23 protein-coding genes are annotated in these 25540 nt (G+C 69.6%); 9 read left to right on the top strand and 14 right to left on the bottom strand.

The window, feature by feature from the left end; translation table 11 throughout:
* Positions 1-46 precede the first annotated feature (46 nt).
* From ABD331_RS40895 to ABD331_RS40885, 3 genes are all read right to left on the bottom strand, one after another.
* On the bottom strand, positions 47-685 hold the full coding sequence (locus ABD331_RS40895; protein WP_344487619.1) for a hypothetical protein: 639 nt from the start codon (positions 683-685) through the stop codon (positions 47-49).
* 1 nt (position 686) lies between these two features.
* The gene (locus ABD331_RS40890; protein ID WP_344487617.1) at positions 687-902 is read right to left on the bottom strand and encodes a hypothetical protein; all 216 of its coding nucleotides are present in this window, start codon (positions 900-902) and stop codon (positions 687-689) included.
* Between the two features lie 157 nt (positions 903-1059).
* On the bottom strand, positions 1060-1203 hold the full coding sequence (locus tag ABD331_RS40885; protein WP_187414996.1) for a hypothetical protein: 144 nt from the start codon (positions 1201-1203) through the stop codon (positions 1060-1062).
* 349 nt (positions 1204-1552) lie between these two features.
* On the opposite strand from ABD331_RS40885, the gene ABD331_RS40880 reads away from it, so the two are divergent.
* A complete protein-coding gene (locus ABD331_RS40880) occupies positions 1553-2416 on the top strand; it encodes a helix-turn-helix domain-containing protein (protein WP_344487613.1) in 864 nt (287 codons plus the stop codon).
* A gap of 46 nt (positions 2417-2462) precedes the next feature.
* Complete coding sequence (locus ABD331_RS40875) at positions 2463-2687, top strand: DUF397 domain-containing protein (protein WP_344487611.1); 225 nt, start codon at positions 2463-2465, stop codon at positions 2685-2687.
* A gap of 143 nt (positions 2688-2830) precedes the next feature.
* Here the strand turns inward: ABD331_RS40875 and ABD331_RS40870 are convergent, their stop codons facing one another.
* Entirely contained in the window at positions 2831-4270 is a 1440-nt protein-coding gene (locus ABD331_RS40870) for a catalase (RefSeq protein WP_344487609.1), read from the bottom strand.
* A gap of 84 nt (positions 4271-4354) precedes the next feature.
* Positions 4355-5746: an MFS transporter gene (locus tag ABD331_RS40865; RefSeq protein ID WP_344487607.1), complete on the bottom strand. Its 1392-nt coding sequence runs from the start codon at positions 5744-5746 to the stop codon at positions 4355-4357.
* Between the two features lie 133 nt (positions 5747-5879).
* Here ABD331_RS40865 and ABD331_RS40860 point away from each other — a divergent pair, with 133 nt between their 5' ends.
* The 4 genes from ABD331_RS40860 to ABD331_RS40845 are packed head-to-tail and all read left to right on the top strand — an operon-like array spanning position 5880 to position 10265.
* Positions 5880-6716, top strand: coding sequence for a helix-turn-helix transcriptional regulator (locus ABD331_RS40860; protein ID WP_344487605.1), 837 nt, complete (start codon positions 5880-5882; stop codon positions 6714-6716).
* 60 nt (positions 6717-6776) lie between these two features.
* Positions 6777-7853, top strand: a complete 1077-nt coding sequence (locus ABD331_RS40855; RefSeq protein WP_344487603.1) for a CapA family protein — start codon at positions 6777-6779, stop codon at positions 7851-7853.
* 42 nt (positions 7854-7895) lie between these two features.
* Positions 7896-9563: an SDR family oxidoreductase gene (locus tag ABD331_RS40850; protein ID WP_344487601.1), complete on the top strand. Its 1668-nt coding sequence runs from the start codon at positions 7896-7898 to the stop codon at positions 9561-9563.
* A gap of 60 nt (positions 9564-9623) precedes the next feature.
* Positions 9624-10265, top strand: coding sequence for a TetR/AcrR family transcriptional regulator (locus ABD331_RS40845; RefSeq protein ID WP_425566178.1), 642 nt, complete (start codon positions 9624-9626; stop codon positions 10263-10265).
* A gap of 63 nt (positions 10266-10328) precedes the next feature.
* On the opposite strand, the gene ABD331_RS40840 is transcribed toward ABD331_RS40845, so the two are convergent.
* A complete protein-coding gene (locus ABD331_RS40840; protein ID WP_344487597.1) occupies positions 10329-10661 on the bottom strand; it encodes a hypothetical protein in 333 nt (110 codons plus the stop codon).
* A gap of 172 nt (positions 10662-10833) precedes the next feature.
* On the opposite strand from ABD331_RS40840, the gene ABD331_RS40835 reads away from it, so the two are divergent.
* Entirely contained in the window at positions 10834-11364 is a 531-nt protein-coding gene (locus ABD331_RS40835; RefSeq protein ID WP_253753840.1) for a tetratricopeptide repeat protein, read from the top strand.
* A gap of 181 nt (positions 11365-11545) precedes the next feature.
* Here ABD331_RS40835 and ABD331_RS40830 read toward each other — a convergent pair whose 3' ends face one another.
* The 8 genes from ABD331_RS40830 to ABD331_RS40795 form a co-directional block, all read right to left on the bottom strand.
* The gene (locus tag ABD331_RS40830) at positions 11546-12220 is read right to left on the bottom strand and encodes a hypothetical protein (RefSeq protein WP_344487593.1); all 675 of its coding nucleotides are present in this window, start codon (positions 12218-12220) and stop codon (positions 11546-11548) included.
* Between the two features lie 221 nt (positions 12221-12441).
* Positions 12442-15015, bottom strand: a complete 2574-nt coding sequence (gene clpB, locus ABD331_RS40825; protein WP_344487591.1) for an ATP-dependent chaperone ClpB — start codon at positions 15013-15015, stop codon at positions 12442-12444.
* A gap of 6 nt (positions 15016-15021) precedes the next feature.
* A complete protein-coding gene (locus ABD331_RS40820) occupies positions 15022-15372 on the bottom strand; it encodes a heat shock protein transcriptional repressor HspR (RefSeq protein WP_043629776.1) in 351 nt (116 codons plus the stop codon).
* 3 nt (positions 15373-15375) lie between these two features.
* Positions 15376-16560: a molecular chaperone DnaJ gene (gene dnaJ, locus ABD331_RS40815; RefSeq protein WP_344487589.1), complete on the bottom strand. Its 1185-nt coding sequence runs from the start codon at positions 16558-16560 to the stop codon at positions 15376-15378.
* A 21-nt stretch (positions 16561-16581) separates the two neighbouring features.
* Positions 16582-17181: a nucleotide exchange factor GrpE gene (grpE, locus tag ABD331_RS40810; protein WP_344487587.1), complete on the bottom strand. Its 600-nt coding sequence runs from the start codon at positions 17179-17181 to the stop codon at positions 16582-16584.
* On the bottom strand, positions 17181-19055 hold the full coding sequence (gene dnaK / locus ABD331_RS40805; protein WP_148441686.1) for a molecular chaperone DnaK: 1875 nt from the start codon (positions 19053-19055) through the stop codon (positions 17181-17183). The genes grpE and dnaK overlap by 1 nt, the downstream gene beginning before the upstream one ends.
* Positions 19056-19309: 254 nt before the next feature.
* Complete coding sequence (locus ABD331_RS40800) at positions 19310-23092, bottom strand: LamG-like jellyroll fold domain-containing protein (protein ID WP_344487584.1); 3783 nt, start codon at positions 23090-23092, stop codon at positions 19310-19312.
* Positions 23093-23207: 115 nt separating this feature from the next.
* A complete protein-coding gene (locus ABD331_RS40795) occupies positions 23208-23669 on the bottom strand; it encodes a hypothetical protein (protein ID WP_344487582.1) in 462 nt (153 codons plus the stop codon).
* Positions 23670-23731: 62 nt separating this feature from the next.
* On the opposite strand from ABD331_RS40795, the gene ABD331_RS40790 reads away from it, so the two are divergent.
* A complete protein-coding gene (locus ABD331_RS40790; RefSeq protein WP_344487580.1) occupies positions 23732-24613 on the top strand; it encodes a proline dehydrogenase family protein in 882 nt (293 codons plus the stop codon).
* A 66-nt stretch (positions 24614-24679) separates the two neighbouring features.
* A complete protein-coding gene (proC, locus tag ABD331_RS40785) occupies positions 24680-25474 on the top strand; it encodes a pyrroline-5-carboxylate reductase (protein ID WP_344487578.1) in 795 nt (264 codons plus the stop codon).
* Positions 25475-25540 lie beyond the last annotated feature (66 nt).

Genomic DNA, 25540 nt, shown 5'->3' with positions numbered 1-25540 from the left:
GTCTCCGGGGCTTGCACCCCTAGGGACGGCCCCGTTCCCTAGGTCTTCAGCCTGCCTGGGGCAGTGCCACCAGATCAGGCGGCTCCTCTAGCTCGGATCTCAGCGGGATCCAGGCTCTGCGGCCGTACAGGCGGTCCAGCCCGGGGGAGGTGGCGCCGGGCGCCTCGTCACGCCTGACGATCTCCACGGTGAGGAACTGGGCCCGCTTGCGGTGCCGGTAGACGTTCACGCTGCGGGCCCAGCAGGCCGCCGCGATCTCGTCGCCGAACGCCTCGAACGTCTCGGCGCTGATGCCCGCCCTGATCATGACCAGCGCCTTCTCGCCCGTGGTCGTCGGCGTGATCCAGAGCACCAGCGGGATGCGGCCCGCCCTCGTGTGCAGGGTGGTCTCCAGGCAGGTCCGCTGCAGGCGGTGCCGGGAGACCACGCACCAGAAGTGCGCCACGACCCAGTTGCGGCCGAACCTGGTGGCCGCGGGCACCGAGACGGCCCCGGCCACCAGGACGAAGGGCACCCACCGGCCCTGCTGCGCGGCGCCCAGCAGGGTCATGACGAGCAGCGCCAGCCCGCCGAGCAGCAGCAGCTCGGTGCGCGCCCGCCAGAGCCTGGCCAGGACGGATCCGCCACGCGCGGCGGGAAGGTCCTCACTGGCCGGGTACATCTGGTTGCGCGGGTTCCTCGCCATGTCAGGACACCTCCTCTGTCACCTTGCGCGGCTGGCGGAGCTGGTCGAACCGTGGGTCCCGGTACCTGCGCGAACCGAAGCCGGTCCTGGCGACGGTCCAGCCCATCCGGAAGGCGAATTCGTCGGGCTCCACACAGATTTCGTAGTCGGCGGAAGCGATGAGATCCTGGATCCAGGACTTGATTCGGCTGACCCCCTTGGTACCTTGTGAGTACATAGAAGACCCCTTTCGCGGCATTTAGAGGTGGCTTCTTGCCGGTCCGAAGGCTGGTGACCGAGTTTCGCCGCAGGGTGGCAGCCCGTATGCGGCGCTCGGTGATCAGCCTCGGCCCGGTTTTTTTCGTGCTCGAATGAGCGGATTCGCGCTGTGCGATTCAGGCGATGACGAGATCCTTCCGGCAAGTGGCCTCCCTGTTTCGGATGTTCTTTTCCGGGACGGCGACGTTGCCGGAGATGCGGCCCTCGTGCGGGCGCGCGACGGTGGGCGAAAGGCTCGTTGCGCTGGGCCGTATCGTCATGTCCGGCCTCCCTCGCGACTCGAGAACCCTCCTGGTTCTGATCGTCCCCCGCTGCCGTCAATGCTGCAAGACTTCCAGCAAGGGAAGATTTACTTTTCTTCGCTTCTTGCGGTGCAACTTGCACGACAACCGTCATGGGGCTGCTCAGGGCCGGAAGATCTCGCCCGTCTCCTGCCAGTTCACGGAGCTTGTCCTTGCTCCTACGCTCCACCCATGAAAGCCTTCTTGGCAAGGCTGTGCGGCACAACACATGCAACTTGCAGTGTAAGATTGGGCGAACGGCCCAAAAAGCCGGGCTCCAAACGGTCCCATCCGGCTACACCTTCATTCCTGAGAAGGAGCGTGGACGGTGCCATCGCAGCAGGGCAGTCCAACAGTTCGACGGCTCCGGCTGGGTCAGGAGCTACGCCTCCTCCGTGAGCGACGGAAGTACACCGGGGCCAAGGCCGCCAGAGAGCTGGGCTGGTCGGCGAGCAAGGTGAGCCGCATCGAGGCCGCCAAGACCATGCCGTCCGCCGAGGACATCAAGTCCATGGCGAAGTTGTACCGCGCCGACGGTGACAAACTTGACGAGCTCGTCGGCCTGTTGCGTGACGCGGAGCAGCGCGGGTGGTGGGAGGATTACGAGGACACCCTCCCCGAGGAGTACACAAGATTCCTCGGCCTGGAGGCGGAGGCCATCCACCAGCGCAACTGGGAACCCCAGGCTGTGCCGGGTCTCCTGCAGACCGAGGACTACGCCCGGGAGGTCATCCTCGCCACGCGGGGCATCGCGCGCATCACGCACAGCGGCGTCCGCAGCAGGGTCGAGGCCCGGCTCGACCGGCAGCAACGGGTGCTGCACAGACCCGACCCCTGCCGGATGAGCGTCATTCTGGACGAAGCAGCGCTTATGCGCCGTTTCGGGGAGCCTTCGGTCATGCGTGAGCAGATGGAACATCTGTTGGAGGTGTCCCTACTGTCACACGTCGGCGTTCAGGTCCTACCATTGGACTCGCTTCACCCGGTCAACACCGGTGCGTTCATTCATCTCAAGTTCGCGGAATTCGACGATGTGGTGTACCTGGAGCAGCTCTATTCGGCCCACTTCGTGGAAGACCTCGAGCGGGTGGCCGGCTACGAGACGGCCTTCGACCACATGAGGTCGGAGGCTCTGGACGAGGACGAATCTCGTGTGCTCATCCAGCGGAAGGCCATGCTCTGGCGGCGTTGACGACGTCGTCACCTCAATACACAGGCAACGGAGCCTAGGGAAGAAAATGCACAACGACATCACGAAGGTGGCCTGGCGCAAGGCCAGCTACTGCAACGGCGCAACGGCATGCGTCGAGGTGGCGCCTCTGGCGGACGGCAACGTCGCCCTGCGGGACAGCAAGCAGGAGGACGGCCCGGTCCTGGTGTTCACGCCGTCGGAGTGGGCAGCCTTTGTGGCGGGCGTCCAAGATCATCAGTTCGACCTGGCCACTCTCGCGGCCAGCGCCTGACGACTCCGGAAAATTGTCGGCACAGTTTTCCGGAGTCGTTCTCTTTTTTTCTGGCTCCGGTGCGCTGAGCCGTTTTTCTTGATATTCAGCATGGCAGAAGAACGCGGCGTGCCCGGGAGCCGGGCACGCCGCGTCCTGCTGGCTCAGGCCAGGCCCAGGCCCTGGGCGACGCCCTGGCCGAGGTCCTTGTGCACGTTGTTCCAGTACTGCACGACCCGCTGCTTCATCTCGGCGGTCACCTCGGGGGCCGAGGCGTGGCCGACGATGTTGCTCACCAGGTGGGCGCGGTCGGTGCCGGACAGCACGTTCTCCCACAGCGCGCGCGGCTGACGGTGGTCGTCGTCCTCGGCGTGCAGCGTGTACGCCGAGCGGATCACCTCGCCCGCCACGTGGTAGCTCTCGCCGGAGTACAGCGAGGGGTCGGCGGCCGGGCCGCCCACGGTGTTGGGCGTGTAGACCGGGTCCTGCGGGTTGCGGTAGGCCATCGGGCCGTCGAAGTTGTAGGAGTGGACCGGCACGCGCGGCTGGTTGATCGGGAGCTGCAGATAGTTGGGGCCGATCCGGTAGCGGTGCGCGTCGGGGTAGGAGAAGAGCCGGCCCTGGAGCATCTTGTCGGGTGAGGCGCCGATGCCGGGCACCAGGTTGGCCGGCTCGAAGCCCGACTGCTCGACCTCGGCGAAGTAGTTGGCCGGGTTGCGGTTCAGGACGAACTGGCCGATGGTGATCTCGGGGTAGTCGCTGTGCGGCCACACCTTGGTCAGGTCGAACGGGTTGAACCGGTAGTCGGCCGCCGCCTCGAACGGCATGATCTGCACGTTGACCGTCCACGACGGGTGCTCGCCGCGCTTGATCGCCTCGAACAGGTCGCGGGTGTGGTAGTCGGGGTCGGTGGCCGTGAGGGCCTGGGCCTCGGCGGCGGTGAAGTTCTGGATGCCCTGGTCGGTCTTGAAGTGGTACTTCACCCAGTACTTCTCGCCGGCGGCGTTGTACCACAGGAAGGTGTGGCTGCCGAAGCCGTGCATGTGCCGCCAGGAGGCGGGGGTGCCGCGGTCGGTCATCAGGAAGGTGACCTGGTGGGCCGACTCGGGCTGCAGGGTCCAGAAGTCCCACTGCATGTTGTGGTCGTGCAGGTGGTTGTCGGCGCGGCGCTTCTGGCTGTGGATGAAGTCGGAGAACTTCTGCGGGTCGCGGATGAAGAAGACCGGCGTGTTGTTGCCGACGATGTCGTAGTTGCCGTCCTCGGTGTAGAACTTCAGCGCGAAGCCGCGCGGGTCGCGGGCGGTGTCGGCGCTGCCGTTCTCGCCCGCGACCGTGGAGAAGCGCAGGAACAGCGGCGTCTCCGCGCCCTTCTGGAACAGCTTGGCCTTGGTGAACTGGCTGACGTCCTCGGTGATCCGCAGGAAGCCGTGGGCGCCGCCGCCCTTGGCGTGCACCACCCGCTCGGGCACGCGCTCCCGGTTGAAGTGGGCCATCTTCTGGATCAGGTAGTGGTCCTGAAGCAGCAGCGGGCCGTTCGGGCCGACGGAGAGCGAGTGGTGGTCGCTCGGCGCGGGGACGCCCGCGTCGTCGGTCGTGAAAGTCATGGCGCGATCCTTCGGTCGGTCGTGGGTGCCGAACTCAAGGTATGCGCTAAACCTGAATGATTCAAGTAAAGGAATTTCTCCAGTTCAGGCGGTGACCGGCACGCGCCGGCGTACCAGGAACAGCGAGCTCAGCCCGGCCAGGACGGCCAGGGACGCCATCGCGACGGACGTGGCCAGCGACGCGGAGGCCGAGGACGCGGCGCCCTGGTCGAGGGTGATGAACAGGGTGCCCACGGTGGAGACGCCGATGACCTGGCCGAGCTGCATCACGGTGAGCAGCGCGCCGCTGGCGTCGGCCGCGTACGCGCCGTCCACCTGCTCGGTGGCCATGTTCGTGACCGCGACCTGCACGCCGAGACCGGCGCCGATGAGGGCGCTCATGACCGCGTAGCCGGCGCCGCCGCCGGAGGCGAGGCCGAGGCCGAGGTAGGCGGGGGCGGCCACCACGTAGCCGAACGGCACCAGCGGCCGCTGCAGCCGCGCGGGCAGGCGCGGCCAGGCGAGCCCGACCAGGCCGAAGGCCAGGGCGCAGGGCACCATCATCATGCCGGAGGCCAGCGGCGACAGGTGCAGGTCGCCTTGCAGGTGCAGGGCGGAGGTGAACAGGAACGCGCCCCACGTGGCCGGGCCGAACAGCAGGATCGCCAGCCCGGGCCGCATGCCGGGCGCGCGCAGCACCCGGGCGTCCACCAGCGGGCGCCCGCCGCGCGCGGTGACCCAGCGCTCGACGCGGACGAACGCGACGAACGTCACCACGCTCAGCCCCATCGAGACCCAGCCCCACGCGGGCCAGCCGAGGTCGCGGCCGAGCACCAGCGGCACCACGAACAGCAGCACGGCCGCCGACAGGCTCACCAGGCCGAGCGGGTCGAGCCCGGTACGGCCGCCGCCCTGGTCGGCGGGCAGCACCCGGAGCCCGGCGATCAGCAGCAGCACGGCGATGGGCACCAGCGTCAGGAACACCACCCGCCAGCCCAGGCCGAGACCCAGCAGGATCCCGCCCAGCGCCTGGCCCACCACGATGCCACCGCTGATCACCAGCGACCACAGGCCGATCGCCCGGCCTCTGGCCGCGCCGTGGTAGTTGCGCTGGATCAACGTCAGCACCTGCGGCATCATCATCGCGGCCCCGGCGCCCTGCAGCAGCCGGGAGGCGACCAGCCAGGTCGTCGAGGGGGCCAAGCCGGCGGCGAGCGTGGTGATCGCGAAGACCGCCAGGCCGCCCAGGAAAGCCTTGCGATAGCCGAACAGGTCGCCGACCCTGGCCCCGGTGATGAGCAGGACGGCGTAGACGATCGTGTAACCGGCGACGATCATCTGCAGCCCGGCCCCCGACGAGTGCAGGTCGGCCTCGATGGTGGGGGTGGCCACGTTGACGATGTTGACGTTCAGGATGGCCAGGAACTGCCCCACGAGGATGATCGCCAGGAGCAGGCCGCTGACCTTGGGAACGGCTTCCTGCGGTTGGGTGTTCACAGGAGGGGAGAAAGCGGCAGTTTGCGACATGTCGTACAGTCTGCCGTCATCCTGATACCAGTAACGAGAGCCCCTTTATACTGGTACTGACGCTAACTGGCTAAGCCGTGCTCTGTGCCCCCATAGTGGAGAAATGACGGTGGCTGAGGGAAGACGTACCGATCTGTCGGCGTTCCTGCGCTCGCGGCGGGAGCGGATCACGCCGGACATGGTCGATCTGGCTCCCGGCCTGCGCAGGCGCACGCCGGGGCTGCGCCGCGAGGAGGTCGCCCAGCTCGCCGGGGTGGGCGTCACCTGGTACACGTGGCTGGAGCAGGGGCGGCCGATCAACGCCAGCCCGCAGGTGCTCGACGCGATCTCCCGCACGCTCAAGCTCGACACCGCCGAGCGCCACCACCTCTACCGGCTGGCCGGGCAGGCGGACGACCCGGTCCCCGTGGACTCCGGGCAGGTGACGCCCGAGATGCAGGGCATACTCGACCGGCTCGGCGACATGCCCGCCTGCGTGTCCAACAGCCGGTGCGACGTCCTGGCCTGGAACGACGCGTACGCCGCCGTGTTCCCCGAGCTGGTCGGGGCGCCCGAGGGGGAGCGCAACTCGCTCTGGCAGGCGTGCCTGTACCCGGCGCCCGTCACGCGGATGCTCGACCGCGACCACGAGCTGGGGCGGGCGGTGGCCGTCTTCAGAGGCGCCTACAGCCGGCACGCCGACTCGCCGTGCTGGCAGGACTTCGTCCGCAGGCTCAGCGCCGAGAGCGCCGAGTTCGCCCGGTTGTGGGCCCGCCAGGACGTGGCCGATCCGGGGCCGCGGGTGAAGCGGTACAAGCACCGCGAACTCGGCGCCATGCGCTTCAGCACGACCAGTCTGACGGCGATGCCGGAGATCCGGCTCATCGTCTACACCCCCATGGATGACAAGACTCGACTGGCTATGTCCAGGTTGATGAGCATGGAGGAGTCTGCGCGGTAGTCCGCCCTGCATGGCATGCTCGATCCCTGTAAGTCAGGTTTCGAGCGGAAGTGGCGGCAGATGAGACTCCCCCGTGCCCTTTCGGTGATCGCCGTCGCCGGGTTATTGGCCGCGTGCTCGGCTGCGCCCGAGCGGCAGCTCCAGAGCAAGGAGGTCGCCGCCACGCCGGACGAGCCGCAGGAGACGGCGAAGCCGACCCCGCAGCGTGAGCCGTTCACCATCGCCTTCGGCGGCGACGTGCACTTCGAGGGCATGCTGCGGCCCCGGCTGAACAACCCGCGCACGGCGCTCGGGCCGATCGCGAGCGTGCTGCGCAGGGCCGACCTGGCGATGGTGAACCTGGAGACGGCCATCACCACGGGAGGCACCCCCGCGCCCGGCAAGCAGTTCACCTTCAGGGCGCCGTCGAGCGCGCTGACGGCGTTGAAGGCCGCCGGGGTGGACGTCGCCTCCATGGCCAACAACCACGGCATGGACTACATGGAGACCGGGCTGGCCGACTCGCTGGCGGCGGTCAAGCGCGCCAAGTTCCCCGTGGTGGGGATCGGCGAGAACGCGACGGAGGCGTACCGGCCGTTCCGCAAGACGGTGAACGGCAACCGGGTGGCGATCATCGGGGCCACGCAGGTGCTGGACGCGGAGTTCATCCAGGCGTGGACGGCCACGGCCGACAAGGGCGGCCTCGCCTCGGCGAAGAACGAGACGGCCCTGCTGCGCGCGGTGCGCCAGGCCCGCAAGAACTCCGACACCGTGATCGTCCACCTGCACTGGGGCACCGAGATGCAGAAGTGCCCCAACGAGGCGCAGCTCTCGCTGGCGCCCAAGCTGGTCAAGGCGGGGGCGGACGTGGTGGTGGGCGGGCACGCGCACATCCTGCTCGGCTCCGGCTACCTCGACGACGCCTACGTCAACTACGGCATGGGCAACTTCGTCTTCTACAACTCCAACCCGGCCACCACCGGCCGGACGGGCGTGCTGACCCTGACCATCAACGGACGCAAGATCTTGAAGGACTCGTGGACTCCGGCCACGATCCAGGGGGGTATCCCCATACCGATGACGGGGTCGGCCAGAACCGGCGCGGTGGCCTCCTGGAAGGCGCTGCGCGGTTGCACGGGGCTGGCCGCTCGACCCTGATCGATCTATTCTACTGGACATCATGTCCAATAGGAGGTCGCGATGCGGATGGTCGAGTCCGGTGACGTGCGGCTGGCGGTGTTCGAGGAGGGCGATCCCGGCAGGCCGGCGGTGCTGCTCCTGCACGGGTACCCCGACACGCACCGCGTCTGGGACGAGGTGGCCGCGCTGCTGCGCGACCGCTTCCACGTGGTGCGCTACGACGTGCGCGGGGCCGGGGCGTCCACCGAGCCCGCGGACCGGCGCGACTACGGGTTCGACCGGCTGATGGCGGACCTGGGTGCCGTCCTCGACGCCGTGGGCAGGCCCCGGGTGCACCTCGTCGGGCACGACTGGGGCTCGCTGCAGGGCTGGGAGGCGCTCAGCCGGGCCGGCCTCAGTGACCGGCTGGCCTCGTTCACCAGCCTCGGCGGGCCCGGGCTGCGGCAGGCGGCGGACTTCACCCGGCACGGCCCGCGCCGCGACGTCGCGGCGCAGCGGCTCAAGTCCTGGTACATCGGCGCCTTCAGGCTCCCCGTGCTGCCCGAGCTGGCCTGGCGGTCCGTCATGCCGGGGCTGGTGACGCGCGCCCTGCGCGGCGACGGCATCGCCCCGCGCCCGGGGCATCCCGCCGGGACCCTGGTGAGGGACGGGGTCAACGGGCTCGCGCTCTACCGGTGCAACATGCCGGGCTCAGAGAGCGATCCGCGCCTGCCCGGCCTGCCCGTGCAGATCGTCGAGGCCACCGGGGACGCGTTCGTCACCCCCGCGCTGCTGGAGGCGGTGGGCCGGTGGGCGCCCAGGCTGTGGCACCGCAGGATCGCGGCCGGGCACTGGATGCACCGCAGCAGGCCGGAGACCGTGGCCGGGATGATCGCCGAGTTCGTCGAGCACGCCGAGGGCGGGCCGGCGAGCGGGGAGCTGCGGCGGGCGCGCGGGGAGGGGGCGTTCGGCGGGCGGCTGGTGGTGGTCACCGGCGCGGGGTCCGGGATCGGGCGGGCGACGGCGCGGGCGTTCGCGGCGCACGGGGCGGAAGTGGTGTGTGCGGATATCGACGGTGACGCGGCTCAGCGGGTGGCCGACGGAATTGCGAAAGACCTTCGTATTGCGGCGTACGGCGTGCAGGTCGATGTAGCGAATACGCAAGAGATGGAGGACTTTTCGCGAAATATCATCTCTGAATATGGCGTGCCGGACATTGTGGTCAACAATGCGGGGATCGCCGTCGCGGGGGGCTTCCTCGACCACACACTCGACGACTGGCGCAGGACCATCGACGTCAATCTGTGGGGCGTCATCCACGGCTGCCGCCTCTTCGGCGCCGCCATGGCCGAGCGCGGCGCCGGCGGGCACATCGTCAACGTCGCCTCCCTGGCCGCCTTCGTGCCCTCCAGGCTGCTGCCCGCGTACTCGACCTCCAAGGCCGCCGTGAAGATGCTCAGCGACTGTCTCAGGGCCGAACTGGCGGGCCACGGGATCGGGGTCAGCGCCATCTGCCCCGGATTCGTCTCCACGGGCATCGCGAGCCACGCCACGTACACGAAGGAGAGCCTGCGCGCGGACGCCGTCAGCGGGCTGGCGCGGCGCGGATACCCGCCGGAACGCGTGGCCGCGCACATTCTGCGAGCCGTGCACAGAAACCAGGCCGTCGTCCCCGTGAACGCCGAGGGAAAATCGGCTACGCGTTGTCCCGGATTTCGCCCCGCGCCATGCGAGGGCTGGCCCGATTGAGCAAATTGGCGGGTAACGATCGCCCATACAGGAGAAGATGAATCCGTGTCTTCGCCGCAAATGGACGACGAGTGCGTCCACCCCAAAGCCCTCAGGCGGCAGCCCGCACAGCGCCGCAGCGCCCGGCGCGTCGAGCGGATGCTCGACGCGTGTGCCGAGCTTCTCGACGAGTCCGGTGACGAGGCCCTGTCCACCACCCGCATAGCCGAACGGGCGGGCGTGGCCATCGGGTCGGTCTACCAGTTCTTCCCCGACAAACGAGCCATCACCCAGGAGCTCACCCGGCGCAACGTCGAGGAGTTCGTCCGCAGAGTCGATCGCAGGTTCCTCGATGAGGACTATCGCGGCTGGTGGGAGGCCGTCGATGCGATCATCGACATCTACGTCGACATGCACAGGACGGTCTCCGGGTTCAAGAGCCTGCACTTCGGCGACGCCGTCGACCTCAACCTGCTCGACTCCGACTCCGACAACAACACGGTGATCGCGGGGCGGCTGCGCGGCCTGTTCCTCAAGGAGTTCGGGCTGGCCGACAGCCCCGCGCTCGACCTGGCCGTGCTGGTGGCGGTCGAGGCGGGCGACGCCGTGCTGAAGATGGCCTTCCGCCGCGATCCCGAGGGGCAGCCCGAGATGATCGACGCGGCCAAACAGCTCATCAGAGGCTTCCTGACCCGTCAGCTCAGATCCTGGTCCCCGCTCTAGCGAGTGGCTTCGCGGACGACGACGGTCACGGTCGCCCGGCGGCCCGCGAGAAAGTTGCCCGCCCTACTGCTCCGCGGTGTCCTGCATCTCCCTGAGCGGCTCGGCCAGCCAGGCGGGCACGTCACGCAGCCAGCGCTTGTCGTGGTCGCCGAGCGCGGTCGCGGGCGCCTGGTGCAGGCGCGGCGGCGTCGTCGGCGTGCGCAGGCACGGGGCGGGCAGCGAGACCGGGCGCGCGTCTCTGGCCTCGCGCACGTTGAGCCGGGTCTCCAGCGCCCGCAGGTTGCGCTCGGCGGTCTCGATGGCCTCCAGACGGGCCGACAGGTAGCCGGCGACACCGGGCACGAGAGCCGACAGCACGACGGCACAGGCCAGCGTGAAGGTCGTCTGCTTGGACAAGCCCATCACAGTCCCTCCGCTCGCACGGCGGCAAAGTGACGGTTATATGCCCGATGAGCTGCGCTTACACGCGCACTGTGAGCAGGCTTGAACGGGACGTTACCGAATCCGAAGCTGACCGGCGATGCGAATTGACCGGGCAAAGGCCTGGGTGGCTCGGTAGTCTCGCGGTGTGGCGCATGTGACCCGTGAGCACCTTGATCGTCTGCTTGAGCAGGCGCTGTTGGCCGACGACCACGACTCCCTGGCCAGTCGGCTGTACGACGTCGCGCTCGACTATTCGTCCGGCGACGTGTCCAGGGCTTCGATCCTGGTTCTGGCCGCCGAGGAGTGGCGAGCGGCGGGGCAGCCCGCGCGCGCGATGGAGTGTTTCCAGCGCGCCGTCGAGGACGGTGGGGAGGCGGGTTTCGACCCGCGTGCCGGCATCGCCGACACGCTCTTCGAGCTCGACAGGCCTGACGAGGCGAGGGAGGTCATCGAGACGATACGCGCGGAGGGCAACGTCTCCACGGCGACCGCTCACACGATCGCCGAGACGCTGGTCGCCTACGGCGACCTCCAAGGGGGGCTCGACTGGGCCACCCAGGCCGCCCTGCGGTGTGACGAGAACGATCCTGAGCAGGTGGCGCTGCTGCGCACCCGCTATCGCATCAGGGTCGATCTCGGGCTGCCGGAGGACGAGCTCGACGAGCTCGTCTCCTAAGGGACGGCCGCGCGTCCGCCGAGCCCGCCCGATGGGGCAGGGCTCGCGTCGGCATGCCCGCACACCAAAACCCTCTCGCGGGAGGGGCCGCGGTCCCCCATGGTCCGTTCGCGGGGACCGCGACCCCTCCGCCAGGGGAAGCCGGGCGTGGCAGGCACGGTCCACGCCCGGACAGGGTGGCTCACTTCAGCCCGAGACCGCCCACGGCGTCGGCGAGGCCGGCCGCTCCCGACCCGCCGCCCGGCAGGATCGCGACGCCTTCGAGGCTGTCCATCGCCTTCGGCAGCACCTGGCCGACCAGCTCGGCGCTGACCTCGCTGACCGGCTTCTGCAGGCCGAGCGGGGTGTCGACCCCGGTGCCGACGACGCGGTTGTTGTACGGGCCGTCGCCGATCGTCATCTGGTCGGGCAGCCTGCTGTCCAGCGGCGTCCCCGGCACCTCGGGCAGCGCGGAGAGCGGCGGCAGCGGCGGCAGGTCCGCCATGGTCGCCAGCTCCGACACCCCCGCCGGGCCCGGCATCATCGGGAACAGCGCGGGAGAGGCCGAGAACAGCGACGCCAGGCCCCACGTGGCACCCACGCCGCTCAGGTCGGCCATGTTCAGCACCTCCTTGCCGGTCGCCAGGCCGGTGAAGCCGAAGTGCCTGGCCATCTCCCCGGCCGCCATGGCCACCTTGTTGCTCTCGCTGGTGATCATGCGGCTGCCGGCCGTGCCGTTCTCCTCGATGTGCAGCGAGGAGGGGTTGTCACAGCTCGCGACGGCCGAGGCGGGCGAGAGCACCGCCGTCTCCGCGCAGCTATCCGCCATGGAGGAGCCGGCGAACAGCCAGCTGACGCCCGCGGTCAGAGCAGCCACCGCGATCATGCTCCGGAACTTCTGGAATGACACCGCACGTCCCCCTGAGTCGATGTCGGTGATCTGACGAACGCTGAACGTAGTCGGCCGCCGGCGCCGGGGAGTGCGGCTTGTCCTAAGAGTGGGGCGAACCTTACCGAGCGGGCGGCCCGATGACCCAGCCATGACACGCCGGAGCCCGGGGATCGCCTGGATCCCCGGGCTCCTTCGGTGCGGGGCTCTCAGGCCGCCCGCTGGATGAGCAGCTCGTCGTCGCCCAGCTCGACCACGACCTTGTCGCCGTCGGCCACCTCGCCGGACAGCACCGCCTTGGCCAGCTTGTCGCCGATGGCCGACTGCACCAGGCGGCGCAGCGGGCGGGCGCCGTACAGCGGGTCGTAGCCCGTCAGCGCCAGCCACTCGCGGGCCGCGGCCGTGACCTCCAGCGTCAGCCTGCGGTCGGCCAGGCGCCTGGCCAGGCGCTCGACCTGCAGGTCGACGATCTGCGCCAGCTCCTCGGAGCCGAGCGCGTCGAAGAGGATCACGTCGTCGAGCCGGTTGAGGAACTCCGGCTTGAACGAGCTGCGCACCGCCCCCATGACCGCCTCGCGCTTGGCGCCGTTCTCCAGCGACGGATCGACGAGGAACTGCGAGCCGATGTTGGAGGTCAGGATCAGGATCGTGTTGCGGAAGTCGACCGTGCGGCCCTGCCCGTCGGTCAGCCGCCCGTCGTCGAGCACCTGCAGCAGGATGTCGAACACCTCGGGATGGGCCTTCTCGACCTCGTCGAGCAGCACCACGGTGTACGGGCGCCGCCTGACGGCCTCGGTGAGCTGGCCGCCCTCCTCGTAGCCGACGTAGCCGGGAGGCGCGCCGACGAGCCTGGCCACGCTGTGCTTCTCGGAGTACTCGCTCATGTCGATGCGGGTCATCGCCCGCTCGTCGTCGAACAGGAACTCCGCCAGCGCCTTGGCCAGCTCGGTCTTGCCCACCCCCGTGGGGCCGAGGAACAGGAACGAGCCCGTCGGCCTGTCGGGGTCGGCGATGCCCGCGCGGCTGCGGCGTACGGCGTCGGAGACCGCCTGTACGGCCTGCTGCTGGCCGATGAGGCGCCTGCCCAGCTCCTCCTCCATGCGCAGCAGCTTGGTCGTCTCCGCCTCCAGCAGGCGCCCGGCGGGGATGCCGGTCCACGACGAGATCACCTCGGCGATGTCGTCGGCCCCGACCTCCTCCTTGACCATGGCGTTGTCGGGCGGCGCGGCCTCGGAGGCGGCCTTGAGCGCCTGCTCCAGCTTGGGCACCTCGGCGTACATGAGCCGCGAGGCCGCCTCGAAGTCGCCGTCGCGCTGGGCCCGCTCGGCCGCGCCCCGCGTGTCGTCGAGCTGCTTCTTCAGCTCGCCGACCTTGTTGAGCCCGGCCTTCTCGTGCTCCCAGCGGCCGACGAGGGCGTTGAGCTCCTCCTGCCGGTCGGCCAGCTCCTGGCGGAGCCGTTCGAGGCGCTGGACGCTCGCCTCGTCGGTCTCCTTCGACAGGGCCAGCTCCTCCATCTTCATGCGGTCGACGTTGCGCTGGAGCTGGTCGATCTCCACAGGGCGGGAGTCGATCTCCATGCGCAGCCGCGAGGCGGCCTCGTCGACCAGGTCGATGGCCTTGTCGGGCAGGAAGCGGTTGGTGATGTAGCGATCGGACAGCGCGGCGGCGGCCACCAGCGCGCTGTCGGCGATCTGCACCTGGTGGTGGGCCTCGTAGCGGCCCTTGAGCCCGCGCAGGATCGCGATGGTGTCCTCGACGGTGGGCTCGCCGACGTACACCTGCTGGAAGCGGCGCTCCAGCGCCGGGTCCTTCTCGATGCGCTCGCGGTACTCGTCGAGCGTCGTCGCGCCGATCATGCGCAGCTCGCCGCGGGCCAGCATGGGCTTGAGCATGTTGCCGGCGTCCATCGCGCCCTCGGCGGCTCCCGCGCCGACGACGGTGTGCAGCTCGTCGATGAACGTGACGATCTGCCCGTTGCTCTCCTTGATCTCGGAGAGCACGGCCTTGAGCCGCTCCTCGAACTCGCCGCGGTACTTCGCGCCGGCCACCATCGCGCCCAGGTCGAGCGAGATGAGCCGCTTGTTGCGCAGCGACTCGGGCACGTCGCCGGCCACGATGCGCTGGGCCAGGCCCTCGACGACGGCGGTCTTGCCGACGCCGGGCTCGCCGATGAGCACCGGGTTGTTCTTGGTGCGGCGGCTGAGCACCTGGACCACGCGGCGGATCTCGGAGTCGCGGCCGATGACCGGGTCGAGCTTGCCCCCGCGCGCCCGCTCGGTCAGGTCGACGCCGTACTTCTCCAGCGCCTGGTAGGTGTCCTCAGGCGTCTCGCTGGTGACGCGGGCGTTGCCGCGCACCTTCTCGAACGCGTCGAGCAGCGCCTGCGGCGTCGCCCCCTGCGACTTGAGCAGCTCGGCCGACTGGCCCCCGTCGGCGGCCAGACCGACCAGCAGGTGCTCGGTCGAGACGTAGAGGTCTTCGAGGCGGTTGGCGTGCTGGGCGGCGGTGTTGAGCACCGTCAGGAGCTGGCGGGAGCTGGACGGCGCCCCCACCGTCGAGCCCTGCGCCTTCGGCAGCGCCGCGAGCTGCTCCTCGGTGCGCGCCCGCATCGTGCGCCAGTCGGCGCCGACGGCTTCGAGCAGCGGCACGGCGGTGCCGCCCGTCTGCGAGAGCAGCGTGGTCAGCAGGTGAGCCGGGGAGATCTCCGGGTTGCCCTCGGCGGCGGCGCGCCGCATGGCACCCGAGAGCGCTTCCTGGCTCTTCTGGGTGAGCTTGTAGTCCATGACTTTCTAGGCCCCCGGTGGCAGCTCGTAGCGGATCAAGGCTCTGACCATGCGCATCTCGGCGCGCAGGCGGTGAACCTCCTCACGCAGCCGCAGAGCTTCGTTCTCGAGCTCGAGAATCCGCTTGATCCCCGCGAGGTTGATGCCCTCTTCCTGGGAGAGCCGCTGCACCTCGCGGAGCTGGATGATGTCTCTGGTGGAGTAGAGGCGGCCGCGGCCCGCCGTGCGCCCAGGACTGACCAGGCCGAGCCGGTCGTACTGCCGCAACGTCTGCGGGTGGAGCCCGGAGAGCTGCGCGGCCACCGAGATCACATAGACAGGGGTGTCGTCTGAAAGGTCGAAATAGTTGGCGTCCATCGGCTACTCGCTTCTGGCTCGCTGAATGAGCTCTGCGCGCGGGTCGTCGCTCGCGTGCGCGGTGTTGAACTCGTTGAGCAGCTCACGCGACTTGTCGTCGAGCGTCTTGGGCACGACCACCTCGACGCTCGCGAGCAGGTCGCCCTTGCTGCCGTCCTTCCTCGTGACGCCCCTGCCGCGGACGCGGAACGTGCGCCCGTTGGGGGTGCCCGCGGGAATGCGCAGCGTGACCGGCATGCCCTTGAGGATCGGCACCTTGATCTCGGCCCCGAGCGCGGCCTCCGTGAACGTCACGGGAACCGTGATCGTGAGGTTGTCGGCCGCTCTGCCGAACACGGGGTGCGGCTTGACGTGCGTCTGGATGTAGAGATCGCCCGCCGGGCCGCCGTTCTCGCCCGGCGCCCCCTTGCCCTTGAGCTTGACCCGCTGGCCGTCGGCCACCCCCGCGGGAATGCGCGCCTGGATGGTGCGGGTGCTCTTGGCGCGGCCGCTGCCCTCGCACACGGGGCAGGGGTCGTCCACGATCAGCCCGCGGCCCTTGCAGTCGCGGCAGGGCTCGGAGAAGGCGAAGTTGCCGAGGTTGCGGCTGGCCGCGCCGGTGCCCTCACAGGTGGGGCAGACCCTGGGGGTCGTGCCCGCCTTGGCGCCGGTGCCGCTGCACGCGGTGCAGGCGGCGGAGCTGGTCAGCCTGAGTGACACGGTGGTGCCCTCGACGGCTTCGGTGAACGTCAGCGTCACCTCGGACTCGATGTCCTGGCCACGCCGCGGGCGGGTCGCGCCGGTGGTGCGGCCGGCGCCGCCGCTCCCGCGGTTGAACAGCCCGCCGAACAGGTCGCCGAGCCGCTCGCCCGCGCTGCCGCTCTGCCCGGTCTGCTGGCTGGTGCCGCCGAACAGGTCGCCGAAGTCGAACGGGAAACCGCCACCGCCGGGGCGCTGACCGCCCACCCCGGACCCGAACAGCGTGCGCGCGTCGTCGTACTCCTTGCGGCGCTTGCCGTCGGACAGGACGTCGTAGGCCTCGGAGACCTCCTTGAACTTGGTCTCCTTGGTGACGTCGCCCTGGTTGGTGTCCGGGTGGTACTGCCTGGCCAGCTTCCGGTACGCCTTCTTGATCTCGTCGGCGGTGGCGGTCTTGGGCACACCAAGGACGGCGTAGTAGTCCTTTTCCAGGTAGTCCTTGGTGCTCATCTACGGCCCTTCGTCCTTCGCTTAGTTTTCGTCGTCATCGGACGCGGCGGGGGCGTCCTCAGGCTCGGCGACGGCCACCCGCGCCGGGCGCAGCACCCTGTCACCCATCCGGTATCCAGGCTGCAACACTTCGACGGCCGTCGGCTCGGTGACGTCCGGCGAATAACTGTGCATCAGCGCCTCGTGGACGGTCGGGTCGAACGGCTCGCCCTTCTGCCCGAAGGCGCTGAGGCCCAGCTTGGTGAGAGCCGACTCCAGCGACTCGGCCACCTTCGCGAAGCCGCCCGTCAGCTCACCGTGGTCACGGGCCCTGCCGATGTCGTCGAGCACGGGCAGGAGCTCCGTCAGCGCCCCCGCGACGGCCTGCTCCCGCACCGCGGCGCGGTCGCGCTCGACCCGCCTGCGGTAGTTGACGTACTCGGCCTGGAGGCGCTGCAGGTCCGCGGTCCGCTCGGCGAGCTGGGCCTCCAGCTCGCCGTTGCCGGTGCCGGCAGGCGTCTCGGACGCCTGCTCGGCCCACTGGTCGGCGGGGACGGAGTCCCTGACCTGACCCGTCTCCGGGTCGATCTTGCGGTTGTCGCGGATCACCGGCTCCTCGTGCCCGTTGTCGCGCGGCGGCATCACTGGTCCTTCTTCGGCTGGTCGTCGTCGACGATCTCGGCCTCGACCACGTCGTCATCGGCCTTCTGGCCCTGCTGGTCGGTCGTGGCGTCCTGCGGGGCGCCCTCGCCGCCGGCCTGCTGGCCCTGGCTCTGCGCGTAGATGGCCGAGCCCATCTTCTGGCTGACCGTGGCGAGCTTCTCCGCGGAGGTGCGGATGACGTCGGTGTCGGTGCCCTCCAGAGCCTTCTTCAGCTCGGTCAGGGCGTCGTTGACCTCGGTCTTGATCTCGCCGGGGACCTTGTCGTCGTTCTCGCGGAGGAACTTCTCCGTCTGGTAGGCCAGACCGTCCGCGTTGTTGCGGACCTCGGCCTCCTCGCGGCGCTTCTTGTCCTCCTCGGCGTACGACTCCGCCTCGCGCATCATGCGCTCGATGTCGTCCTTCGGCAGCGCGGAGCCGCCGGTGATCGTCATCGTCTGCTCCTTGCCCGTGCCCAGGTCCTTGGCGGAGACGTTGACGATGCCGTTGGCGTCGATGTCGAAGGTGACCTCGATCTGCGGGATGCCGCGCGGGGCCGGCGCGATGCCGGTCAGCTCGAAGGTCGCCAGCTTCTTGTTGTACGAGGCGATCTCGCGCTCGCCCTGGTAGACCTGGATCTGCACCGACGGCTGGTTGTCCTCGGCCGTGGTGAAGACCTCGGAGCGCTTGGTCGGGATCGTCGTGTTGCGCTCGATGATCTTGGTGAAGATGCCGCCCTTGGTCTCGATGCCCAGCGACAGCGGGGTCACGTCGAGCAGCAGGACATCCTTGACCTCACCCTTGAGCACACCGGCCTGGAGCGCGGCGCCGATGGCCACGACCTCGTCCGGGTTGACGCCCTTGTTGGGCTCCTTGCCGCCGGTCAGCTCCTTGACGAGCTCGGAGACGGCGGGCATACGGGTCGAGCCGCCGACGAGCACCACGTGCGCGATGTCGGAGACCTTGATGCCGGCGTCCTTGATGACCTGGTGGAACGGGCCCTTGGTCCGCTCGAGCAGGTCGGCCGTCAGGCGCTGGAACTCCGAGCGCGTCAGCTTCTCGTCGAGGTGCAGCGGGCCCTCGGAGGAAGCCGTGATGTAGGGGAGGTTGATGTTGGTCTCGGACTGGCTGGACAGCTCGATCTTGGCCTTCTCGGCCGCCTCGCGCAGGCGCTGGAGCGCCATCTTGTCCTTGGCCAGGTCGACGCCGTGCGCGTTCTGGAAGCGCTTGACCAGCTCGTCCACGACGCGCTGGTCCCAGTCGTCGCCGCCGAGGTGGTTGTCACCGGAGGTGGCCTTGACCTCGACGAAGCCGTGGCCGTCCTCCTGGCCGACGTCGAGCAGCGACACGTCGAAGGTGCCGCCACCGAGGTCGAAGACCAGGATCGTCTGGTCCTGCTCCTTGTCGAGGCCGTAGGCGAGGGCCGCCGCGGTCGGCTCGTTGATGATGCGCAGCACGTTCAGGCCCGCGACCGTGCCGGCCTCCTTGGTGGCCTGGCGCTGGGCGTCGTTGAAGTAGGCCGGGACGGTGACCACCGCGTCGGTGATCTTCTCGCCCAGGTAGGCCTCGGCGTCCTGCTTGAGCTTCTGCAGCACGAAGGCGCTGATCTGCTGTGGCGAGAACTTCTTCCCGTCGATCTCCTGCGACCAGTTGGTGCCCATCTCGCGCTTGACGGAGCGGATCGTCCTGTCCACGTTGGTGACGGCCTGCCGCTTGGCGACCTCACCGACGAGGACCTCGCCGTTCTTCGCGAAGGCGACCACGGACGGCGTGGTCCGCGAGCCCTGCGCGTTGGCGATGACGGTGGGCTCACCGCCCTCGAGGATCGAGACGACGGAGTTGGTCGTCCCAAGGTCGATACCTACCGCACGTGCCATGAGTACGTCCTTGTAGTCAAAGTTGAGTCTGGTGGACTCAAGCTACGGATGCGTGTCGTCTTTGTCAAACGACTTGAGCCTACCCGACTCAACCTCAATGAGCGTGAAAGCATTCCCACCGAACGGGCAAGAACGGGCGAGAGATCGCACACCACGCGTAACGGACTCGGAGGGGCCGGGGTTCCTGCCCCGGACAGGCGCGGACCCCCGAGACGGTGGGCACGTCGCCGGGGGTCCGCCTTTCTGGGGATGGCTCAGAGCGGGGTGCTCATGTCGGTCTGGATCTCGGTGGCGTTGAGCGCGCGGTCGTAGATGCGGACTTCGTCGATGAGGCCGTTGAAGTACTCGCCCCAGAGGCTGTTGCCGCCGATGCGCAGGACGCCGTTGTCGGTGCGGATGGGTCCGCCCGCGGTGCGCTGGCTGGCGAGGGTGCCGTTGACGTAGAGGCGGAGTGTGGTGCCGTCGTAGGTGGCGGCGAGGTGTGACCAGGTGTTGAGGGGGAGCGATGCGGTGCCGCCGGTGCCGACCTCGCCGGTGGTGTGGATGACGGTGTAGGGGCGGTTGCTGTCGCTTCCCGCTGACAGCACGTAGGCGAGGTCGCCGGTGTACTGCTTCATGATCACGGTGCGCCAGCTCGTGACGTTGGCCGGGTTGACCCAGGCTTCCAACGTCATGCCGGTGGTCAGGCGGAGGCTGGGGGCGTCGTTGACGGTGACCCAGCTCGATGTGCCGTTGAAGGAGAGTGCCGGGCCGTACTTGCCGGTGGCCGTCCAGGCCGTGTTGGTGAGCGTGCCCGTGTTGCCCAGGACGTCGGCGACCGTGGAGCCCGCGTTCTCGTTCATCCCGTACGCCGCCACCAGGCCCGGGTTCGACGGGGGCGCGGTGACGGTGGCCGAGACCTCGGCCGAGGACGGGCTCTGATTGCTGGCCGCGTCGAACGCGCGGATCCGGTAGTAGTACGTCCCCGCCGCCAGGCCCGCGTCGGTGAACGAGGTGGCCTGCGCCGAGCCCACCTGGTTCGCCCCCGAGGGCGTGAACCCCGGCGTGGCGGACCGGTGCACCGTGTACCCCTCGACGCCGACGTTGTCCGTGGCGGCGGTCCAGGTGAGCTGCGCGCTGCCGGCGCCGCCGGTCGCGGCGGGCGAGCCGGGCGCGGTCGGGGCCTGCGTGTCGGGCTCCGGCGCCGCGCCGATCGGGGTGGTCATGTCGGTCTGGATCTGGACGGCGTTGAGCGCGCGGTCGTAGATGCGGACTTCGTCGATGAGGCCGTTGAAGTACTCGCCCCAGAGGCTGTTGCCGCCGATGCGCAGGACACCGTTGTCGGTGCGGATGGGTCCGCCCGCGGTGCGCTGGCTGGCGAGGGTGCCGTTGACGTAGAGGCGGAGTGTGGTGCCGTCGTAGGTGGCGGCGAGGTGTGACCAGGTGTTGAGGGGGAGCGAGGCGGTGCCGCCGGTGCCGACTTCGCCGGTGGTGTGGATGACGGTGTGCGGGCGGTTGCTGTCGCTTCCCGCGGACAGGGCGTAGGCGAGGTCGCCGGTGTACTGCTTCATGATGACCGTGCGCCAGCTCGTGACGTTGGCCGGGTTGACCCAGGCTTCCAACGTCATTCCGGTGGTGAGGCGGAGGCTGGGGGCGTCGGCCACGGTGACCCAGCTTGAGCTGCCGTTGAAGGAGAGGGCGGGGCCGTACTTGCCGGTGGCCGTCCAGGTGGTGTTGGTGAGGGTGCCGGTGTTGCCCAGGACGTCGGCGACCGTGGAGCCCGCGTTCTCGTTCATGCTGTAGGCGGCCACCAGGCCCGGCGGCGCCTGCACGGCCTCGTACGTGGCCGTGTACGTCGTCGCCGTGGCAGGCGCGACCAGGTTGTGCGTGGCCGCGCCGCCGTCCGACCAGGCCTCGAACGCGTGCTCACCCTGTGGCGACGGCGCCGTCACCGAGTTGCTCGAGCCCGCGATCACCGTCCTGGTGAACGGCGCCACCGTCTGCTCCTGGTCGAAGCCGAGCTGGAGGCCGGGAGGGTCGGTCTGGAAGGTGAGGTTCACGGTCCTCGGCTGCAGCAGCACGCTCTCGCTGTCGGTCAGGCCGTGCTCGTCCGTGACCGTCAGGCGCAGCTCCAGGTGCGACGGGTACTCGTGGTCGGGGGCCTGGAAGGAGCCGGACGCGCCGGTGTACCTGGTGATCTCGTGCTCGTGGCAGGCTCCCGGGCAGTGGTGCATGATCAGCGCCCAGGTCATGCGGGCGCCGGGGATCGCGCCCTCCTCGGGGTCGGCGCCGGTGCCGGAGAAGCCGATCGTGTCGCCGACCGCCCAGGTGGTGGCGGACGTCGGTGTGGTGATGGCCGCCGTGGGCGCGGTGTTGCCGACGTTGATGGTGACCGTGGCGTCTCCCTGGCCGCCCTTGTCGTCCTTGACGCGCAGCGCGACCACGTACGAGCCGATCTGCGTGTACGTGCGGGACGGCGTGGCCGAGGCGGAGTCGTCGAGCTCTCCGTCGCCGTCGAGGTCCCAGGCGTAGGTGAGGGGGTCGCCGTCGGCGTCCGTCGAGCCGGCGGCGGAGAAGCTCACCGCCAGCGGGGCGGCGCCCGAGGTGGGGGTGGCGCTGATGACGGCCGTGGGCGGCGCGTTGTTGTAGAGGTAGCGGACGATCGTGCCGTTGTCGTAGTCGACCGCGAACAGGTCGCCGTTCGGGCCGGTCTCCAGCTCGACCGTGCCGATGCCGGTGTCGAACGTGGTCAGCGTCGCCGGGTCGGGCTGGCCGTTCGCGCCCTCCGTCATCACCCAGACGCACTTGCGGCTGTAGTCGGAGAAGAACAGGGCGCCGTCGTACGACTCCGGGTACGTGCCGCCCTCGTAGAAGGCGACGCCGCTGGAGGAGGACTGGCCGCCGGGCGTGCAGGTGTCGCCGGGGTAGAGGCGCTGGCCGTGGTTCCAGGCGAAGAACGGCTGCGCGTGCGCGGCGGTCCCGGCCGTGTAGAGGTTCTCGCAGAGGGTCAGGTTGAGTGCGTCGTAGCCGTCTTCCCTGGTGGGGCCCTCGTAGCAGGGCCAGCCGAAGTTGGCCACGCCGCCGGTGGGGTTGGCGATCCTGTTGATCTCCTCGTAGGTGCCCCAGCCGACCTCGCCGGACCAGATCTCGTCGGTGCCGGGGCGGTGGGTGATGCGGAACGGGTTGCGCAGGCCGTGGGCGACGATCCTGGCGAGGTTGGGGTCGGCGCTGCCGGCGTTCGGGTTCCCGGCAGCAGCAGCCCCCGTGTCCGGATTTATCCGGATGATGGAGCCGGCGAGCCCGGCCGGGTCGCCGTTCGTCCGCACGTCCTGCGAGCGCAGCGCCCCGCCCTCGGCGGCGGGCGGGCTGAGCGCGGTGCCGACCGCGTTCGGCGGGTCGCCGCACGGGTTGTCCGGCACCACGTCCGAGCTGGTCAGGTTGTCCTGGCCGTAGTCGGCGAACTGGAAGCTGGCGCCGTCACCGGCCGAGGCGTACAGCGCGCCGTCGCGGCCGAACTGCAGGTCGCCCACCGAGTGGCTCGGATACTGCTGGCACCAGTCGGTGATCAGCGGCGTCTCCGCGCCCGAGGTGGAGATGACGGACAGGCGGCCGGTGATGCGGCAGCCGTCCCCGGTCGGCCCGGGCGGCGAGGGACACTCGTCAAAGTCGTCGTTGGCCAGACCCCAGCGCGGAGCGGCGCCGCCCGGCTCGGCGTCGTAGGAGTAGAGCACGTAGACGCGCGGGTCGGCGGGGAAGTCCGGGTGCAGCGCCAGGCCCAGCAGGCCGCGGTCCCAGAAGTCGTGCACCCGGGTGCGCAGGTCGGCGTAGACGGTGGGGGTGGTGTCCGTCAGCGAGTCGAACACCTTGATGTAGCCGCCCTTCTCGGCCACGAACACGCGGCCGTCGGCGGCGAACTCCACGTTGGTCGGGCTGGTCAGCCCGCTGAAGACGGTCTGCTTCTGGAAGCGCTGGGGCAGGGCCACCGCTTGGGGGGCCAGCGCGACGAGGCCGGTCAGGATCAGGGCAGCGGAAACTAGGCAGCGTAAGAGACGTCTCACGGGTTCCCCCATTGGAGCGTGACATCACCCGGGCGCCCCCACGCCTGTGGTGCTCTGATCGATGTATCGCAAGCCATCGATCATTTGTCACTGGGGTTGTCCGTTTGTGGACAGATCAGGACTTCGCGCCGTCCACGATCTTGCGCTTGCCCAGCGATTTCTTAAGCTTGACGGTCGTCGTCTTCTCGACCGCGATCATGATGCACGACACGTTCTTCGCCTTGGGCGAGGCGCCCTCGTACAGGGTGATCGTGACCTTCTTGGCGGTCTCCTTGACCTTGACGCGGTCCAGCACCGTGCACGGCTCCACCCCCGACCACCAGGTGAGCTGAACCTTCTTGCCCTTCGAGACCCCCTTGGCCTTGGTCCAGCGGATCTTGTGGACGTTGATGGCGTCGCCCGTCGGCTTGACCGGCTTCGGATCGCTGCCGGGAGTGTTGGTGACCGGGGCCGAGACCACCGGGTTCGCCGCCGGGGGCTTCTGCGGGACCGAGGTGGAGGCCCGCTCGGCCGGTGGGGCGTTCGTGCCGCAGCCCGTGGCGAGCACCAGACATCCGGCCAGGAGAGTCGCTGTCATTGTCCGCATACCCATACGACGGATCACAGCGCCCGGCGGTTCAGGTGACTAGTGTGGTGCGCGTGCTCCGACAGGCCATGCTCGCCCTTTCGAAGAGCCGGCGCGCCGAGCGGCTCGTCACCACCTCGCCGTTGACCGCCGACGTGGTCAGGCGCTACGTCGCCGACGACATCGGGGCCGTGGTCGGCGAGCTGACCCGTGACGGGCTGCTGGTCAGCGCCGATCACCTCGGCGAGGAGGTGAGCGACCCGGCCCAGGCCGAGACCGCCGTCGCCACCTACGTCTCGCTGCTCGACCTGCTGCCCGCCGGCTCCGACGTGTCGGTCAAGCTCACCGCGCTGGGGCTGCGGCAGTCGCAGCGGCTCGCGCTCACCCACGCCGCCACCATCTGCGCCGCCGCCGAGGGCAAGGGCGTCACGGTCACGCTCGACGCCGAGGAGCACGACACGATCCCCGGGCTGCACGCCGTGCACGCCGCCCTGCGCAAGGACCACCCCGAGGTGGGGGTGGTCGTGCAGGCGTACCTGCCCGACTCGCTCGACCGCTGCGACAAGCTCGGCGGGGCGCGCGTGCGGCTGTGCAAGGGCGCCTACACCGCGCCCGGCGCCTACGGCAGGCCCGCCGACATCGACCGCTCGTTCGTCCGCTGCCTGCGGGTCCTCATGGCCGGCACCGGCTACCCGATGGTCGCCACCCACGACCCGCGCCTGCTGCGCATCGCCTCCGCGCTCGCCGTGCTCGACGGCCGCGACCTGACCGGCTTCGAATACCAGATGCTGTACGGCGTGCGCCCCGACGAGCAGGCCCGCCTGGCCGGGCTCGGCGCCCGCGTGCGCGTCTACGTGCCCTTCGGCTCCGACTGGTACCCCTACCTGATGCGCCGCCTCGCCGAACGCCCCCGCAACCTGGCCTTCTTCCTGCGCTCGCTGATGTCGCGCCACTGATCGGCGGCTCCTCCCGGCCAGCCGATAGGCTGCCAGGCCAGCGTTGACTTCCTCCGAGGGGCCGAAATGATCGCGATTCTGGGCACCGGCAAGATGGGCGAGGCTCTGCTGTCCGGGCTGCTGCGCGCCGGTTTCAAACCGGGCGACATCATGGCGACCACCCGCAGGGCCGAGCGGGCCGAGGCGCTGCGCGAGACGTACGGCGTGCGCACCGTCTCCAACGCCGAGGCCGCCAAGGCCGCCGACACGCTCATCCTGGCGGTCAAACCGCAGGACATGGGGACGCTGCTGGCCGAGATCGCCCCCTACGTGCCCGCCGAGCGGCTGGTGATCTCCGCCGCGGCCGGCATCACCACGGCGTTCGTGGAGCAGCGGCTGGGGGTGGAGGTGCCGGTGGTGCGGGTCATGTCGAACACGCCCATCCGCTTCGACGAGGCGATGAGCGTGATCTCGGCGGGCGCGTACGCGGGCGAGGAGCACCTGAAGCTCACCGAGGGGCTGCTCAAGCCCGTCGGCAAGGTGCTGCGCATCCCCGAGTCGCAGCAGGACGCGGCCACCGCGCTGTCCGGCAGCGGGCCCGCCTACTTCTTCTACCTGGTCGAGGCCATGGTGGACGCCGGGATCCTGCTCGGCATGCCGCGGGCCGCCGCGCTCGACATGGTCACCCAGTCGATCGTGGGGGCGGCGGTGATGCTGCGCGACTCCGGTGAGCACCCCGTCATCCTGCGCGAGGCCGTCACCTCGCCGGGCGGCACGACGATCGCGGCCATCGCGGAGCTGGAGCGGCACAGCGTGCGCGCCGCCTTCCTGGCCGCCATCGAGGCCGCCCGCGACCGCGGCCGTCAGCTCGCCTCCGGCTGACTCCCGCCCCGCGTCGTCCGCTCGCCTCCGGGCGACTTCCGCCTGGGCCGCCCGCTCGCCTCCGGG

Source organism: Nonomuraea monospora (assembly GCF_039531895.1).
Lineage (GTDB): Bacteria > Actinomycetota > Actinomycetes > Streptosporangiales > Streptosporangiaceae > Nonomuraea > Nonomuraea monospora.
The sequence above is the reverse complement of the archived record's forward strand: the minus strand, read 5'-3'. Positions and strand labels throughout refer to the sequence as shown.